The organism is Thioalkalivibrio sp. AKL17, assembly GCF_000377885.1.
Lineage (GTDB): Bacteria > Pseudomonadota > Gammaproteobacteria > Ectothiorhodospirales > Ectothiorhodospiraceae > Thioalkalivibrio > Thioalkalivibrio halophilus.
The window spans coordinates 74,678-90,808 of the sequence record NZ_KB898765.1 but is presented as its reverse complement, the minus strand read 5'-3'; the positions used below and the strand labels follow the sequence as shown (position 1 = coordinate 90,808).

General features: G+C 68.3%; 16 protein-coding genes. 3 read left to right on the top strand and 13 right to left on the bottom strand.

Annotation, left to right across the window (positions count from 1 at the left end):
- Nucleotides 1–106: 106 nt before the first annotated feature.
- From D577_RS0103655 to D577_RS0103610, 10 genes are all read right to left on the bottom strand, one after another.
- Nucleotides 107–796 (bottom strand): electron transport complex subunit E, encoded by a 690-nt coding sequence (locus D577_RS0103655; protein ID WP_018946220.1) that lies wholly within the window; start codon nt 794–796, stop codon nt 107–109.
- Entirely contained in the window at nt 793–1,479 is a 687-nt protein-coding gene (gene rsxG, locus D577_RS0103650; RefSeq protein ID WP_018946219.1) for an electron transport complex subunit RsxG, read from the bottom strand. Before rsxG ends, D577_RS0103655 begins: the two co-directional genes overlap by 4 nt.
- Entirely contained in the window at nt 1,476–2,537 is a 1,062-nt protein-coding gene (gene rsxD, locus D577_RS0103645) for an electron transport complex subunit RsxD (protein ID WP_018946218.1), read from the bottom strand. The genes rsxG and rsxD overlap by 4 nt, the downstream gene beginning before the upstream one ends.
- The gene (gene rsxC, locus D577_RS0103640) at nt 2,537–4,255 is read right to left on the bottom strand and encodes an electron transport complex subunit RsxC (RefSeq protein WP_018946217.1); all 1,719 of its coding nucleotides are present in this window, start codon (nt 4,253–4,255) and stop codon (nt 2,537–2,539) included. Before rsxC ends, rsxD begins: the two co-directional genes overlap by 1 nt.
- A 10-nt stretch (nt 4,256–4,265) precedes the next feature.
- Nucleotides 4,266–4,838, bottom strand: coding sequence for an electron transport complex subunit RsxB (gene rsxB, locus D577_RS0103635; RefSeq protein ID WP_018946216.1), 573 nt, complete (start codon nt 4,836–4,838; stop codon nt 4,266–4,268).
- Between the two features lies 1 nt (nt 4,839).
- On the bottom strand, nt 4,840–5,418 hold the full coding sequence (rsxA, locus tag D577_RS0103630; protein ID WP_018871175.1) for an electron transport complex subunit RsxA: 579 nt from the start codon (nt 5,416–5,418) through the stop codon (nt 4,840–4,842).
- A 104-nt stretch (nt 5,419–5,522) separates the two neighbouring features.
- Nucleotides 5,523–6,233: a hypothetical protein gene (locus tag D577_RS0103625; protein ID WP_018946215.1), complete on the bottom strand. Its 711-nt coding sequence runs from the start codon at nt 6,231–6,233 to the stop codon at nt 5,523–5,525.
- Complete coding sequence (gene mtnB, locus D577_RS0103620; protein WP_018946214.1) at nt 6,230–6,853, bottom strand: methylthioribulose 1-phosphate dehydratase; 624 nt, start codon at nt 6,851–6,853, stop codon at nt 6,230–6,232. The genes D577_RS0103625 and mtnB overlap by 4 nt, the downstream gene beginning before the upstream one ends.
- A gap of 79 nt (nt 6,854–6,932) precedes the next feature.
- Nucleotides 6,933–8,996 (bottom strand): methionine--tRNA ligase, encoded by a 2,064-nt coding sequence (metG, locus tag D577_RS0103615; RefSeq protein ID WP_018946213.1) that lies wholly within the window; start codon nt 8,994–8,996, stop codon nt 6,933–6,935.
- A 402-nt stretch (nt 8,997–9,398) separates the two neighbouring features.
- Nucleotides 9,399–10,715 carry a hypothetical protein gene (locus D577_RS0103610; RefSeq protein WP_018946212.1) on the bottom strand — a complete coding sequence of 439 codons (1,317 nt, stop codon included), beginning with the start codon at nt 10,713–10,715 and terminating at the stop codon, nt 9,399–9,401.
- Nucleotides 10,716–11,263: 548 nt separating this feature from the next.
- Between D577_RS0103610 and apbC the strand changes: the two genes are divergently transcribed.
- Nucleotides 11,264–12,355, top strand: a complete 1,092-nt coding sequence (apbC, locus tag D577_RS0103605) for an iron-sulfur cluster carrier protein ApbC (RefSeq protein WP_018946211.1) — start codon at nt 11,264–11,266, stop codon at nt 12,353–12,355.
- A gap of 19 nt (nt 12,356–12,374) precedes the next feature.
- Nucleotides 12,375–12,941 (top strand): dCTP deaminase, encoded by a 567-nt coding sequence (gene dcd, locus D577_RS0103600; RefSeq protein WP_018946210.1) that lies wholly within the window; start codon nt 12,375–12,377, stop codon nt 12,939–12,941.
- A 12-nt stretch (nt 12,942–12,953) separates the two neighbouring features.
- Here dcd and D577_RS0103595 read toward each other — a convergent pair whose 3' ends face one another.
- Nucleotides 12,954–13,913 carry a patatin-like phospholipase family protein gene (locus tag D577_RS0103595; protein WP_026288891.1) on the bottom strand — a complete coding sequence of 320 codons (960 nt, stop codon included), beginning with the start codon at nt 13,911–13,913 and terminating at the stop codon, nt 12,954–12,956.
- An 11-nt stretch (nt 13,914–13,924) separates the two neighbouring features.
- Nucleotides 13,925–14,356, bottom strand: a complete 432-nt coding sequence (locus D577_RS0103590) for a hypothetical protein (protein WP_018946208.1) — start codon at nt 14,354–14,356, stop codon at nt 13,925–13,927.
- A gap of 137 nt (nt 14,357–14,493) precedes the next feature.
- On the opposite strand from D577_RS0103590, the gene D577_RS0103585 reads away from it, so the two are divergent.
- Nucleotides 14,494–14,970, top strand: a complete 477-nt coding sequence (locus tag D577_RS0103585; protein ID WP_018946207.1) for a YbhB/YbcL family Raf kinase inhibitor-like protein — start codon at nt 14,494–14,496, stop codon at nt 14,968–14,970.
- 1 nt (nt 14,971) lies between these two features.
- Here D577_RS0103585 and D577_RS0103580 read toward each other — a convergent pair whose 3' ends face one another.
- A complete protein-coding gene (locus D577_RS0103580) occupies nt 14,972–16,081 on the bottom strand; it encodes an RNA ligase (protein ID WP_018946206.1) in 1,110 nt (369 codons plus the stop codon).
- Between the last annotated feature and the right edge of the window lie 50 nt (nt 16,082–16,131).

The window sequence follows — 16,131 nt, the reverse complement described above, 5'->3', positions numbered from 1 at the left end:
ATCGGCCGGAGGGCCGGCCTCCCACCGGGGGGCAGGGTTCCGTCCGTAGGAGGCCAGCCTCTGGCCGATCCGGCGCAGGAGCCGACCCGGCGCAGCCGACCCGGCCCTAGCCGGCGGAAGGCCCGGGCTCCGCCGCGGCGTCTTCGGCGGGTTCGGGGCCGCTCTCCATGGCCGCATCGATCCAGTTCTTGACCGCGATCAGCAGGCCCATGGCGAGGAACGCACCGGGCGGCAGCAGCGCCAGCAGGAAGCCGTGTTCCTCCGGGAAGAACTCGATCCTCAGGGCATGCCCCCATTCGCCCAGCAGCAGGTGGAAGTCGGCGAACAGCGTGCCCTGACCCAGCAGCTCGCGCAGGCCGCCCAGGGCGATCAGGACCCCGGTGAAGCCCAGCCCCATCATCAGCCCGTCGAGCGCGGCGCGCGGGACCGAGTTGCGCGAGGCGAAGGCCTCGGCGCGGCCGATGATCGCGCAATTGGTCACGATCAGCGGGATGAAGATCCCGAGGATCAGGAACAGGCCGTGGAACCAGGCATTCATCGCCAGTTCGATCGCGGTCACGATGGAGGCGATGATCAGCACGTAGACCGGGATGCGGATCTCCGAGCGCACGTGCTCGCGGATCAGCGACACGATCACGTTGGAGAGCAGCAGGGTCAGGGTGGTGGCGATGCCCAGCCCCACGGCGTTGACCACCGTGCCGGAGATCGCCAGCAGCGGGCACAGCCCCAGCAGCTGCACCAGGCCCGGATTGTTGTGCCACAGACCGTCACGGATGATGTCGGCGGGCGTGCTCATGGCGTTGTCTCCTGATCATCGTCGGGCGTGAGCGGTTCGGTCACGGCCGCTCCCTCGCCGGGTTCGGTCGCCAGCAGTTCCTCGCGATGGGCTTCAAAGTACTCCAGTGACCGGCGCACCGCATGCACCACCGCGCGCGGGGTGATGGTGGCGCCGGTGAACTGGTCGAAGGCGCCGCCGTCGCGGCGCACGGTCCATTCGTCGCGTGGTGGATCGCCCAGGCGGCGGCCCTCGAACGCGTGGATCCAGTCGGAGCGTCCGGCCTCGATGGCGTCCCCCAGTCCGGGCGTCTCGCGGTGTTCCGAGACCCGCACGCCCAGCAGTTCGCCCTCGCGGTCGATGCCCACCAGCAGGTGGATATCGCCGCTGTAGCCATCCGGCGCAATCGCCGATACCACCACGCCGATCACGTTATCGTCGGCGTCGCGCGCGAACCAGGCCGGCAGGTTCGTGCCGCCGAGGTCGTCGTGGCTGAGGGTCGTGGTGTCGGTCACCGGCTCGTTGACGTAGTCCAGCTCGCCCAGCAGATCCGCGATGCGCTGGCGGTTGACCTCCATCCGGTTGGCCTCGATGCGCGCCTCGGTCCCGCTCTGCACCAGCGCGACCAGACCGGTACCGGCCCCGGCGAAGGCGGCCAGCAGCGCGGTGGTGATCGCGATGTCGCGCGGCTTGAGCCCGGTCACGGCCCGGCCCCCGGCGGTGGCCCGCCTCCGCGCGAATGGCCGTAGACGCGTGGCCGGGTAAAGTGGTCCAGGGTGGGTGCGACCATGTTCATCAGCAGCACCGCAAAGGCCACCGCGTCGGGGTAGCCACCCCAGGTGCGGATCACGTAGATCAGCAGGCCGATGCCGGCGCCGTAGAGGATGCGTCCCAGTTTCGTGGTGGCCGCCGAGACCGGATCGGTGGCGATGAAGAACGCACCCAGGATCACCGCGCCGCTGAACACGTGGAACGCCGGCGAGGCGTGGGCATCGGGATCCAGGATCCAGAAGAACCCGGCGGGGATGGCCACGCCGAGGATCACCGCCAGCGGAATCTCCCAGCGGATCACGCGGCGGAACAGCAGGTACAGCCCGCCCAGCAGGAAGAAATTGCCGATCCATTCCCAGCCGGTCTCGGTGAAGCTGCCGAATACCGGGCTGGCGGTCACTTCGGAGACCGTGCGCCCGGACACCAGTCCCTCGCGCAGGGCGTCCAGCGGTGTGGCGCGCGTGATGGCATCCCATTCCATGCCGGCCGGCAGGCTGCCGGTGAGCACCGTCTGCAGGCTCTGCCAGAGCCCCAGCGGCATCTGCGGCAGGGTCTCCGGGGCCGGCCACAGCGCCATCTCGCGCGGGAACGAGACCAGCACCACCACATAGCCGACCATCGCCGGGTTGAACGGGTTGTAGCCCAGTCCGCCATACAGGTGCTTGGCGACCACGATGGCGAACGCGATGCCGATCAGGGTGACCCAGAACGGCGCCAGCGGCGGGATGGCCAGGGCGAACAGCCAGCCGGTCACGATGGCCGAGTTGTCGGCCAGGGTTGGCCCCACCGGGCGCCGGCGCAGGGCGACCATCGCCGCCTCCAGCGCCACCGCGAAGCCCACCGCCAGGGCCACGTTGATCAGCACGCCCCAGCCGAAGAACCAGGTCATCGCCAGGGTGCCGGGGACCAGGGCCAGCAGGACCTGCTGCATCACCCCGCCCACCGAGTGGCGCGGGATGATGTGTGGCGAGGATTCGGTGCGAAAGCGCATCAGCGTCCGTGCTCCTGACTGTCATCCGTGGCGTTCGTGGTATCCGCCTGACCCGTGTCTTCGGAGCGGCCGGGCTCGCCGGTCTCCGCGGGTTCGGTTCCCGTGCCGGTGTCGCCGGGGGTGGGGGAGTCGGCCTCGGGAGCCTCCCCGGTGGAGCCGGCGGAAGAATCGGTGGCGTCCGCCTGGCCCTTGCGCGCCGCCTTGCGTGCGCGCGAGCGTTCCAGCGCCGCCTGGATGGCCGCCTGCTTGTCGTCGTCCTGGCCTTCCTTGTTCTTCACCGCGGCCTTCTTCTTCGCCAGCTTCTCGGCCTTTTCGCGTTCCTCGCGTTCCAGCCGGGCCTGACGGAACTCGTAGCGCTCGCGCGCCACGTCCGACTTCTGGCGTTCCTTCTCGCGGGTCCAGATCTCGTGCTTGGCGTAGCGGTAGTACTGCACCAGCGGGATGTTGCTGGGGCAGACATGCGCGCAGCAGCCGCATTCGATGCAGTCGAACAGGCCGTAGTCCTGGATGGCGTCGAAGTCCTTGGCCTTCGCCTGCCAGTACAGCTGCTGCGGCAGCAGTCGGGCGGGGCACACCGCCGCGCATTCGCCGCAGCGGATGCAGGGCATGCGCGGGCCCGGGGAGGGGGTATCCTGCGGGCGTGTGGCCAGCAGGCAGTTGGTGCCCTTGATCACCGGCAGGGCGTCGTCGTGCACGGCGAAGCCCATCATCGGCCCGCCCATCACCAGGCGGTCGACCTCGGCGTCGTAGCCGCCGGTGGCCGCGACCAGGTCGGCGAACGGCGTGCCGATCAGGGCGTTGACGTTGCGCGGCCTGTGCACCCCGGGCCCGGTGACGGTGACCAGGCGCGAGACCAGCGGCCGGCCCTGGATCACCGCGTCGCAGATCGCGCGGAAGGTCCCGGGGTTGTGGCAGACCATGCCCAGATCGGCGGGCAGCCCGCCGCTGGGGACCTCGCGGCCGGTCAGGACCTGGATCAGCTGGCGCTCGCCGCCGGTGGGGTAGATGGCGGGGATGGAGACCAGCTCGAGGCGGTCGGCCAGTTCCGCCGGCGTGTTCTCGGTCAGGGCGCGCATGGCCTCCGGCATGCTGTCTTCCACCGCAAACAGGATGCGCTCCACGCCCAGCAGGTGGGCGACGATCCGGATGCCTTCGAAGACCGCCTCGGGGGCCGTGCGCATCAGCATGTCGTCGGCGCTGATCCAGGGCTCGCACTCGGCGCCGTTGACGATCAGGGTGTGGATGTTCTGGCCGGCGCGCGGGTTGAGCTTGACCGCGGTGGGGAACGCCGCCCCGCCCAGGCCCACCACGCCCGCCTCGCGGATGCGCTCGCGCAGGCGCCGGCTGTCGCGGGTGTCCCAGTCCAGCCATGGCTCCATGCGGGTGTCGCCCCATTCGTCGCGGCCATCCGCGCGGATCACCACGCAGGGGGCGGACAGGCCCGAGGGGTGCGGGACCGGGTACTCGCCGATGTCCTCCACCACGCCCGAGGTGGGGGCGTGCACGTGCGCCGCGATGTAGCCGGCGGCCTGACCGATGCGCTGGCCCTTGGTCACGCGGTCGCCGACCTGCACGCAGGGCTCGGTGGGATCGCCGATGTGCTGGCCCAGCGGGACCGTCAGGCGTTCGGGCACGCCCATGGTCAGCACCGGCTCGGCAGTGCTTGCTTCCGTGTTGTCGGCCAGTTTCAGGCCGCCATGAAAACGGTGCAGCTGCATGGTTGCGGTATCAGGCGGAGGCCCGCGGTGCGTCGCGCGGCCGTTCGATGGGCGAGGGTTCGGGTTCCGACCAGCCCCATTCGCTGATGTCGGTCTCCACCGGCACCATGTAGATGCAGTCCACGGGGCAGGGTTCGATGCACAGCTCGCAGCCGGTGCATTCTTCCTCGATGACGGTGTGCATCTGTTTGGCTGCGCCGACGATCGCATCCACCGGGCAGGCCTGGATGCACAGGGTACAGCCGATGCACAGGTTCTCGTCGATCACCGCGACGCTCTTTTCCTGTTCTTCCTCCTCCAGTGCCTTGGGGTCGCGGTCGAGCAGATCGGCCAGCGCCTCCACCGTGGCCTGCCCGCCGGGCGGGCAGCGGTTGATGTCGGCCTCGCCGGCGGCGATGGCCTCGGCGTAGGGCCGGCAGCCGGGGTAGGAGCACTGTCCGCACTGGGTCTGCGGCAGCAGCGCGTCGATCTGGTCCACCACCGGGTTGCTCTCCACGCGGAAGCGCTGCGCGGCATAGCCGAGCACCAGGCCGAACAGGGCGGCCAGCGCGGTGATGGCGAGTATGGCGATCAGGATGTCCATGTCAGGTGGTTACCAGCCCGGAGAAGCCCATGAAGCCCAGCGACATCAGGCCCGCGGTGATCATCGCGATCGCGCTGCCGCGAAACGCCACCGGCACGTCGGCCACCGCGATGCGTTCGCGAATCGCCGAGAACAGGATCAGCACCAGCGAGAAGCCGACCGCGGCGCCGAAGCCGTACAACGCCGATTCGACGAAGTTGTGCGCCTCCTGCACGTTCAGCAGGGCCACGCCCAGCACCGCGCAGTTGGTGGTGATCAGCGGCAGGAAGATCCCCAGCACGTTGTACAGCAGCGGCGAGGTCTTGCGCACCACCAGCTCGGTGAACTGGACCACGGCCGCGATCACCAGGATGAACGCGATGGTGCGCAGATATTCGAGGTCCAGCGGGGCGAGGACGAATTCGTTGATGACGTAGGAGGCTACTGCCGACAGCGTCAGCACGAAGGTCGTGGCCAGGCCCATGCCGGTGGCCGTCTCGACCTTGCGCGAGACCCCCATGAACGGACACAGCCCCAGGAATTTCACCAGGACAAAGTTGTTCACCAGGATCGTGCTGATGAGGATCAGGACGTATTCCAAGTCGGCTCCTGCCCGCAATTTCCGAGTAACAGGGTCAACAACATAGTATCGACCCCCGTGGATGGCACCTCAACCCTGCCCCGGCCACGGTCATGGCCGGGTGGTCAGGCGGCGGTTCCCCAGCGTTCGGCCAGGGCGTTCAGGCTCAGGGCAGGGTGCGGCTCCCCGTCCGGATCCGCCCGCCCGGCGTCGGGCTCCGGCGCCGGGCGGGCGGTCCGGAGCCAGCCCTGGCGCGCGGCATCCAGCTGCCGGCGGTCCGGCGACAGCACCAGAACCTGGTCCGCCTGCAGCCCGTTCTCGGCGACCAGGCGCCCGAAGCTGCCGGCGTCGCGGCGTCCGCCCAGGCGGGTATCGAAGTAGCCCGCCAGGCGGGCCTCGAAGTTGCGGTCCGGGCCACGCCGCAGCCACTCGCGCTGGGTGGTGACCGGCGTGGCGCCAAAGCTGTACAGCGCGATGTCGGCCCGTGCCAGTCGCGTCAGCGCCGCCACCGTATCCGCGTCCAGTTCGGGCCGCAGGCCGCCCTGTTCCAGCACCTCGGTCCAGATCAGGCCCTGCAGCTGGCGCAGCGGGCTGATGTCCTGCCCTGCGCGCATCCAGCTGTCGATGCGTACGCGCAGCTCGGCGTCGTCCAGCTCGCGCCCGGCATAGGCCCGCAGGTCGGCGAGGGTGCGTTTCACCAGCGGGTCATCGGCGCGCTGTTCCAGGAACGGGCCCAGTTCCTCGCGGGCGCGTGGCTCCAGGGTCTCGGCCAGGACGTCCGCCGGGGCCAGGACGCCCTCGAAGGCGAGCACGATTGCCCGGGGCGTCGGGGTCATGGGTGCAGCTGGCGCGCGAGGATCTCGCACTCGAACATGAACTCGAAGGCCTCGACCCGCTGGATCGCGGTTTCCACGGTGTGGCTCCAGGTGTACAGGCCGTGCCCGGCAATCAGATAGCCGGCCAGATCCGGCTGCCGGCTCATGCGGTCATCGACCTGCGCGGCCAGCTGCTGCACGTTCGGGTCGTTGGCGAACACCGGTACGTCGATGCCTTCGGCGGGGTACTGCACCACCGGCAGTTCACGCAGGACCTCGTAGTCGCTCAGATGCAGCCCGCCCGGCAGCTGGCGCGAGAGCACCGTGGCATTGGCCGAATGGGTATGCAGGACCGCGCCCAGGTCCTTGTCGCGGCGGTACATGATGATGTGCAGGAAGGTCTCCGGCGACGGCGTGCGCTCCGCCGGGGACAGCAGATTGCCTTCGAGATCGACGATGATGAAGTCGTTCTCGTCGAGCATGTCCTTCTGACGCCCGGGAGCGGAGACCACGATATGGCGGTCGTCCAGGCGCGCGGAAAAGTGCCCGGCGCGGGCCGGCAGCCAGCCGCGTGCCGCGAGACGGGCACCGGCATCGGCGAGCAGGCTCACCTGGGCCTTGAATTCGAGACTGTTTTCCATGCGTCCCTTGTTGGCAAAAGGCGGGCAGCTTACGCGAGCACCGGCTGCAAATCCATGACCCGCATCACCGGCATGCGGATCACTTGACCCGCATGCCGGGCCGGGCCCCGTCGTCGGGGCTCAGGATCCACAGCTCGTCGCCTCCCGGTCCGGCGGCCAGCACCATCCCCTCGGAGACGCCGAAGCGCATCTTGCGCGGGGCGAGGTTGGCGACCATCACGGTGTGGCGGCCGACCAGGTCTTCGGGGGCATAGGCTGACTTGATGCCGGCGAAGACCTGGCGGCGTTCGCTGCCAATGTTCAGTTCCAGGCGCAGCAGCTTGTCCGCGCCCTCCACGTGTTCCGCGACCTCGATGCGGGCGACCCGCAGGTCGACCTGCGCGAAGGTGTCGAAGTCGATGGTGTCGGCGATCGGCTCCACCGCCGGGTCCGGTTCCGCGGCTCCGGTCGCCGCCCCGTTTGCCGCCTCGTTTGCCGCGGCCTCGCCACCGCCCAGCGACGCCTTCGAGGCCTCCAGCAGGCTCTCCACCGTGCTCCCTTCGATGCGGGTCATCAAGGGCTTGAAGCGGTCGATCGAACGGCCGGTGAAGGCCCGGGTGCGCCCGGCCCAGGAGAGGTCGTCCTCGCGCAGGAAGGCCGCCGCTTCGTCCGCCAGCTTCGGCAGCACCGGTGCGAGGTAGACGATCAGGATGCGGAACAGATCCAGCCCCTGGGTGTTGATGGCCTGCACCTCGGCCTCGCGTCCGGGTTCCTTCGCCAGCACCCAGGGCCGGGCCTCGTCGATGTACTGGTTGGCCTGGTCGGCCAGCGCCATGATGCGGCGCATGGCCTGGGCGAATTCGCGGTTCTCGTAGGCCGCGGCGATCGCCTCGCCCTCGTCGACGAACGCCTGGTGCAGGCCGGGGTGCGGCAGTTCGGCGGCCAGCTGGCCGTCGAAGCGCTTGGTGATGAAGCCCGCGCAGCGGCTGGCGATGTTGACCACCTTGCCGACCAGGTCGGAGTTTACCCGCTGGATGAAGTCGTCGAGATTGAGGTCGAGGTCGTCGACCCCGTCACCCAGCTTGGCGGCGAGGTAGTAGCGCAGGGCCTCGGGGTTCAGATGGTCGAGGTAGTCGCGGGCGCGGATGAAGGTCCCGCGCGACTTCGACATCTTGGCCCCGTTGACGGTGAGAAAGCCGTGGCAGAACACCGCCGAGGGCGTGCGGTAGCCCGCGCCGTGCAGCATGGCCGGCCAGAACAGGGTGTGGAAGTAGGCGATGTCCTTGCCGATGAAGTGGTACAGCTCGGCATTGGAATCCGGCCGCCACCAGGCGCCGAAGTCCTCGCCGTGTTCGCGCGCCCAGGCGCGAAAGCTCGCCATGTAGCCGATGGGCGCATCCAGCCACACGTAGAAGTACTTGCCCGGCGCCTCGGGGATCTCGAAGCCGAAGTAGGGCTCGTCGCGGGAGATGTCCCAGTCGCTCAGGCCGGCCTCGAACCATTCTTCCAGCTTGTTGCGGATCGCGTCCTGCAGGCGTCCGGACCCCGTCCAGTCGCGCAGGAAGGCCTCGAAGTCGGCCAGGCGGAAGAAGTAGTGTTCGGACTCGCGCGACTCGGGCGCGACGCCACTGATGGCCGACACCGGTTCCTGCAGCTCCATCGGGCTGTAGGTCGCGCCGCAGGCCTCGCAGGAATCGCCGTACTGATCCTCGGCCCCGCACTTCGGGCAGCGGCCCTTCACGAAGCGGTCCGGCAGGAACATCCCGGCCTCGGGGTCATAGGCCTGATCGATGGTGCGGGTGGCGATGTGGCCGGCGTCGCGCAGGGCGCGGTAGATCTCGCCGGCCAGTTCGCGGTTCTCTGCCGAATGCGTGGAATGGTAGTGGTCGAAGCCGATGTGGAACTCGGCGAAATCCGCCTCGTGCTCCTCGCGGACGCGCTCGATCAGGGTCTCGGGTTCGATGCCCTCGGCGCGCGCCTTGAGCATGATGGGCGTGCCATGGGCATCGTCCGCGCAGACGTACACCACCTCGTGGCCGCGGGCGCGCTGGAAACGGACCCAGATGTCGGTCTGGATGTACTCCACGAGATGGCCCAGGTGGATCGGCCCGTTGGCATAGGGCAGGGCACTGGTGACGAGGATCTTGCGCGGCGTGTCGGTCATGGGCCTCGGGATCTGTGGTGTCGGGTCGCGGGTGTCCGGCCACGGACGGTGCAGCCGGCGGGTGATCCGGAAACGGATATTGTCCGGTGTGGCCGGCGGGATGTCGAGCCGCCGGAACGGACGAGGAGGCCGGCTTAATCCATTTCCCGGTGCCGGTCAAGCCGGCCGTTGTCCACAGAACCTGTGGACAACTCTGTGGGAAAAACCGTGGCAGGCGAGCCAAACCCTTGTCAGTGCGTGGCTTGCATCAGATTGGGCAAATATTAACCACCCTGAATAAAATCCCTTCGAAACAGAAACTTGCAATGTTTCCGCGTGTCGTCCCCGGCCGTGATGCGTGCCCGGCTGCCGACTCTGCCCGGGGCGTGCCGGTCTGTGCAAAACCGCGCAGGATACAGTGTGTCAGCGGGCGGCACGGACCTCGCGGATTTCGTCACGCTGCAGCCGAATCACGATGAACCCGCCATGCAGTCGCTGGCGCAGGCGCAGGTGATCGTCGCCCGCCTCCAGCAGTCGGCCCGGGCGACGGTGCCCGCGTTCGGTAATCACGATGGCGTATCGGTCGACATGCCCCGGCAGGGCTTCCCAGGCGAGGGTTCCGCCCGTCGGGGCGCCCGGTGCGAGCGCGGTTTCAGTCCCGGAATCGGGTGCGGGGAGGGTTGCCGTCTCCGCGGCCGTCGGATCCTGTTCGGGGGCGGGTTCGTCCTCCTCGGGCAGGCCGACAAAGTTCCCCGTGTGCAGGTCCACGGGGCCGATGCGCTCGCCGTTGACCGTAAGGCGCAGGTCGAGCTGATCCAGTAGTTGCACCGGAGAATCCATGCCCCGTGTCTCCCGCAGCGGCTCGCGCACGCGCCCCACCCGGATCTCGACGGACTCGGGGTTCGCGATGAATTCGCGGTAGCCATGCGTCAGGATCGGCCCCGGCTGCAGTCCGGCATCGGCCCATACCTGCAGCCATTCGCCCATGTGGTGCTCGCGCCAGGGTTCTGCCGCCATGCCGCTTTCGCGGATACACAAGTCCTGGAGGGAGGCATAATAGCCCGCATCGCGGTATTCGAAGGTCAGCTCGCGCATCGGTGCCTCCAGCAGCGCGGGGGCCAGGCGGTCCAGATTGCGCGTGCCCGCCCGGGGTTCCAGTTCCATCCGGGTGTGGAAGATACCGAGCCCGCCGGCGTGGTGTTCGCTGCGCAGCTCCATCCGCTCGCCGCTGCCCTCGATACGGTAGGACAGCGCAAGGTCGACCGGCGGACGATCCAGGCCCAGACGGTCGAGAACGCGGGTGTGGTCGCTGTCGGCAAGGGCGGCGCAGCCGGCGGTATCCAGGCGCGTGAAAAAACGGGCCAGGGGGGCGTCCGCGTTCGCGCGCGACCATGTCGCGGGGATCCGGAGCTGGTGCACCGAGACGCCCAGGGCCCGCGGCAGACGGTCACGCGCCAGGGTCCGGCGCAGGCGCAGGAGCTCCGGGATGCTTTCGCTCTCCAGGCTGATCCGCTCGGCCTGCAGCCTCCCGGGGAGGGCGTGCGGATCGAAACGGAGCCCTTCCACATGCAGGTGGCCGTTCACGCCGATGCGCACCCGGGAATAGTCCAGCTCGCCCAGGGGGCGCAGCTCGGCCGCGAGATCGTCGAGGCTGCCCTCGATCTGACCGATTTCGTACTGGTGGTAACCCAGTCCGGCAAGCACCAGGACCGCACCGCCGATGGCGACTTGCTTGAGCATTGTTTGTCCGTTTCCGTGCCGCTGGCTGCCGACGTCGCATTCGGATGCGCGCCGCGCGAGGTTCTACATTAAGGGCTTTGGCCGGGGGATGCACGGCGCGGCATGCACGGCGGGCGGGTTCTGCCGGCCGGGTCACATTGCCGGAGCTATCGGGTGACGGGTGTCAAGCCCCGTGACTGTCCACAGAACCTGTGGATAACTCTGTGGGAAAACCCGTGGCATTTGTCCGCAAGCCTTGTCAGACGGGGCTTTGCCTCAGATTGGTCAAAAAACGACCAACTTTTTAAAAACGATGCATAAACAGGGACTTGAAAAAGTTTTGTCGAGTGTCTTTCCGGCTGTTTTCGCTATCCTGTCCCGCCGGGGTGGCCGATCGCCGCGGATGTGCACAAATCGGACAATCTGTCGGGCTGGGGCCTTGACAGGCCTCCTCTCGGCCCGGATCCGGGGATGCCGAAAGTCGGCCGTGGCGTGCAGTCATTGGCGTCCCGGTCTGCGGGCAGTAGAATCGCGCGATCACACTCCCAATCAACGGAAACCGGGCAACCATGGCTGAACTCTCGCGCGAGCAGATCGAATCCGCCCTGAAGCAGGTGCAGGACAAGTACCTCGAAACCGACCTGGTGTCCGCCAACCAGGTGAAGGACATCCGCATCGACGGCTCGCGGGTCGTGGTGGATATCGAGCTCGGCTACGCCGCCTCGGGCTATCACGAGGAGCTGCGCGCCGCGGTGGAGCAGGCGGTGCGCGGCGTCGCCGGGAGCGCGGCGGTCGAGGTGAACGTCGGCTGCAAGGTCCTGACCCATGCGGTGCAGAAGAGCCTCAAGCCGATGTCCGGGATCAAGAACATCATCGCCGTGGCCTCGGGCAAGGGCGGGGTGGGCAAGTCCACCACCGCCGTCAACCTCGCGCTGGGCATGGCCGCCGAGGGCGCGCGGGTCGGCATCCTCGACGCCGACATCTACGGCCCCTCACAGCCGCGCATGCTGGGGATCAAGGACAAGCCCGAGTCCAAGGACGGCAAGCACATGGAACCGCTGGAGCGCCACGGGGTGCAGGCGATGTCCATCGGCTTCCTGATCGACGAGGACACGCCCATGATCTGGCGCGGTCCGATGGTGACCCAGGCGCTGGAACAGCTGCTCAACGAGACCAACTGGCAGGATCTGGACTACCTGATCATCGACCTGCCGCCGGGCACCGGCGACGTGCAGCTGACCCTGTCGCAGAAGATCCCGGTTTCGGGTTCGGTGATCGTGACCACCCCGCAGGACATCGCCCTGCTGGATGCGCGCAAGGGCCTGCGCATGTTCGAAAAGGTCGAGGTGCCGGTGCTGGGCATCATCGAGAACATGAGCATCCATATCTGCTCGAAGTGCGGTCACGAGGAGCACATCTTCGGCGAGGGCGGCGCGGAGAACATGTCCGAGGAGTACGGCGTGGACATGCTGGGCGCGCTGCCGCTGGACATCCACATCCGCGAGCAGGCCGACGGGGGCGAGCCGACCGTGGTCGCCGACCCCGACGGGCGCATCACCGAGATCTATCGCGAGATCGCGCGGCGCACCGGCGCCAAGCTGGCGGAGCAGGCACGCGACTACAGCTCCAAGTTCCCCAACATCGTCATCCAGAACAACTGATGACCGCGGGCGATCAGGGATGACCATCAAGTCCGACCGCTGGATCCGCCGCATGGCCGAGGCCGAAGGGATGATCGAACCCTTCGAGCCCGGCCAGATCCGCTACCGCGACGACGAGCGCATCGTCTCCTACGGTACGTCCAGCTACGGCTACGACGTGCGCTGTTCCGATCACTTCAAGATCTTCACCAACATCAATTCTTCCATCGTCGACCCCAAGGGCTTCGACGAGGGGAGTTTTGTGGATGTGCATGCCGACGTCTGCATCATCCCTCCCAACTCGTTCGCGCTGGCGCATACGGTCGAGTACTTCCGCATCCCGCGCGACGTGCTGACCATCTGCCTGGGCAAGTCGACCTATGCCCGCTGCGGCATCATCGTCAACGTGACACCGCTGGAACCCGAGTGGGAAGGCCACGTGACCCTGGAGTTCTCCAACACCACGCCGCTGCCGGCCAAGGTGTATGCCAACGAAGGGGTGGCGCAGATGCTGTTCCTGCAGTCGGACGAGGAGTGCGAGACCTCGTATCGGGACCGCGGGGGCAAGTACCAGGGCCAGCGCGGGGTCACGCTGCCGCGCACCTGAGGCCGGCCGGCGTCAGCGCTCCAGCGCGAAACGCCGCTCGGCCAGCTCGTAACCCAGGTCGATCATCTCCCGCGCGCGGTGGAAGTCGAATACCCCGCAGGCATTCACGGGCACCTCGATCAGGTGCTCGGGGTTGTAGGCGGCCACGCGGAAACGCGCGATGCTGCCCTGCATGGCCTCGATGGAATGCGAGACCATGTCGATCATTCCCAGCGCCCGTGCCTCCTGTTCCCGGCTCAGCTGCGGGTCCGCCTCGTCCAGGCCCAGACGCCCCTGCCAGTCCTGCAGCCAGGAGCCGATGCGGTCGGGCAGCACGTCGCGCGCGCTGCGCAGGCCGTCGCGCAGGCGAGTGGCGGCGGAATCCCCCTGATGGTCTCCGGGCGAACTGCGTTTCGGACCCAGACGCTCGTCCACCCGTCCGTTGAGACTGACCGCGATGGTGACGTCGCTGTCGTCGTACAGGGTCGGAGCGATGGGGACCGGGTTGAGCAGGCCGCCGTCCACCAGCAGCCGCCCGTTCAGGCGCACCGGGGTGAATACCGTGGGGATGGCGATGGACGCGCGAATGGCGTCGAACAGCGCCCCCTCGTTGAGCCACACCTCGCGCTCGCGTTCGATGTCCGTGGCCACCGCGGTAAAGCGGATGGGCAGATTGCGGATGTCGGTATCGCCCAGCATCTCGCGGAGCTTCTCGACCAGGCGTTCGCCGCGGAACAGACCGGCCCCGGAGAACGAGAAATCCAGCAGTCGCCAGACGTCCTGGCGCCGCAGGGTGCACACCCATTCCTCGTAGGTGTCCAGCTGTCCGGCGGCATAGATGCCGCCGACCACCGCCCCCATGGAGGAGCCGGCAATCGTCCGGATCTCGTAGTTTGCATGGTCTTCCAGCCAGCGGATGACCCCGATCTCGGCGAGACCGCGAGCGCCGCCGCTGCCGAGCACGAGCGAGACGGTCCTGGGTGGTTGTGGCACGGCGCGGTTCCTCAGTTCCGTTCGGGGTCAAGCAGATGGTCGTGCAGGGCGGTGGCCTGTTCGCCGGCCGGTTCCTCGACGCGGATCTGCCAGACCGCGGCCGGGTGGTCCGGGCTCCAGTCGCTGAAGACCACCAGTCCGGCGTAAGGGCCGGAACCGGTGATGCGGCCGTGGACCAGGCGTCCCTCGGAGTCGGCATCCAGCCGCACGGAGAACTCCGGGGCGGGCGCGGGAAGCGTCCAGGAACCGTCGCGGCCGTGTTCGCGAACGCCCTCGCTGGAGGGCACCGCAGCATCGCCGAAATGGCGCTGCAGCAGCGGCACCGTCAGGCGGTGCGGCAGGCCCAGCACGGTTTCCACGCCGGCGCGCCCCCGGTCCACCGCGCGCGCGGCGGTGTCCAGCGGATTCCTGCGACGGAACGGATTGCGCAGCCAGCGGATCATCACGCCGGCATGATCAAACAGCCCGTCCGGTGCTGCAAATAGGCACAGGTTTCGCCCGAGCCACCCCCTGGCATCCGGCCGGCAGGGTCGCTACGGTGAAATGGCTACAGGCCACACGAACGTTCCAGGAGGTCCTTATGGGTTTTGCCCTGTCCGACATGCAGCTCATCAGCCCGGAATTCGAGTCGCGCGGGAAGATCCCGGCGCGTTACACCGGCGAGGGCGAGGATGTGTCCCCGCCGCTGGCCTGGAGCGGGGCCCCCGAGGGCACCCGCGGGTTCGCGATCATCTGTCACGATCCCGATGCCCCGCTGGTCAAGCCCGGCGCCTACGGTTTCGTGCACTGGGTGCTGTACAACCTGCCACCCGACGTCACCAACCTGGAGGCCGGCACCTCGCTGGGGACCGCCGGGCACACCGATTTCGACCGCAGCGGTTACGGCGGCCCCATGCCGCCCGGCGGGCACGGCGTGCACCACTACTTCTTCTGGGTGCTGGCGCTGGATGCCGATCTCCAGGCTCCGCCGGGGCTGACCCTGGAACAGTTCCTGGAGCGTGCCGAACCGCACGTGATCGGCATGAACCGGCTGGTAGCCACCTACACCCGCGACTGATTCAGTCGAACTGCGAGTCGCCGCGCAGGGCCGAGGCCAGGGTGCCGGTCATGCGGTCGAAACGACGCTCCAGATCCACGCGCCAGTAGCCGGCGTGCTCGCCCGTCTCGGGCTGCGGGCTGGCGGGGTCGACGCGTACATGGCGTCCGCCAGTGGTGCGCATGTGCTCGATGAACCGCAGGGCGTTGGCGCGCTCGCGGAAGCGGCAGCGGTAGTGCTGGCCGACATGGCCGGTCTGCTCGCTGGAGGCGACCGCGTCGTCCATGCCTTCGAGGAAAGCGCGCCCGAGGGCGCGCTCGATCTCCGGGTCGCCGGTGTGTCCGTGCTCGGTCAGGAAGACCGCAAGCCGCATCAGGCGGTGGGTGAAATACTCCGCGGGCAGGTCGAGTAGCTGCCCGCTGCAGACACGGATATCGTTGATGCAGGAACGGCCGGTCACGTACTTGGCGCGCGTGCCGTTGTCCTCGGCCTTGAGCACCAGCCCCTCCACCCCGCGCGCGTCCAGTTCCAGGATCCGATGGCGCAGAGCCTCGAGCTCGTCGGGGTGGAAGACACCGTGCTGCGCCGGCTGCGGCAGGCCGTGGCGCTCGATCCGGCGCTGCTTGTCGGCATGCGGCAGAAAGCCCGCGTGATCGCGGCGCATCATGTCGAATACGAACAGCCCGATGTCGTCCTCCACCTGGGCACTGGTGCCCTCCATGTACGGGGTGTCGGGCCCGGCGATCTCGGCGCACAGGATCAGCTCCGGGTCCTCCTCGAACACCTGCGGGTCCACGAAATCCGGCACCCGGTCGGTGGCGAAGGGGCACACGAAGCCGCCGCGCGAGAAGGCGTAGATCGCGTCGCCTTCGCGCAGGATGCGTACGTTGAAGCCGTCGATCTTCTCCTCGGCCCGGAACGGGCCGTCAAACTGGCGCGGCAGGCCGGCGGCCAGCGACTGGATGCGGGCGATGGACGGGTAGCCCGGCAGGACGCGCCCGTCGGGCAGTACCACGCTGCCGCGCGGAAAGCCATCCACGCTCTCCAGCAGGCGGTGGGAGGTCAGTCTCGCGAACTGTTGCTCGCGGGCGCGGCCCTGTTCCAGGGCCTGATCAAGGGTTGCGGCGTCCATGCCCCAGTGTATCGCCCCGGCCGCGGGCGCGTACATTGCGCCGGCACGCC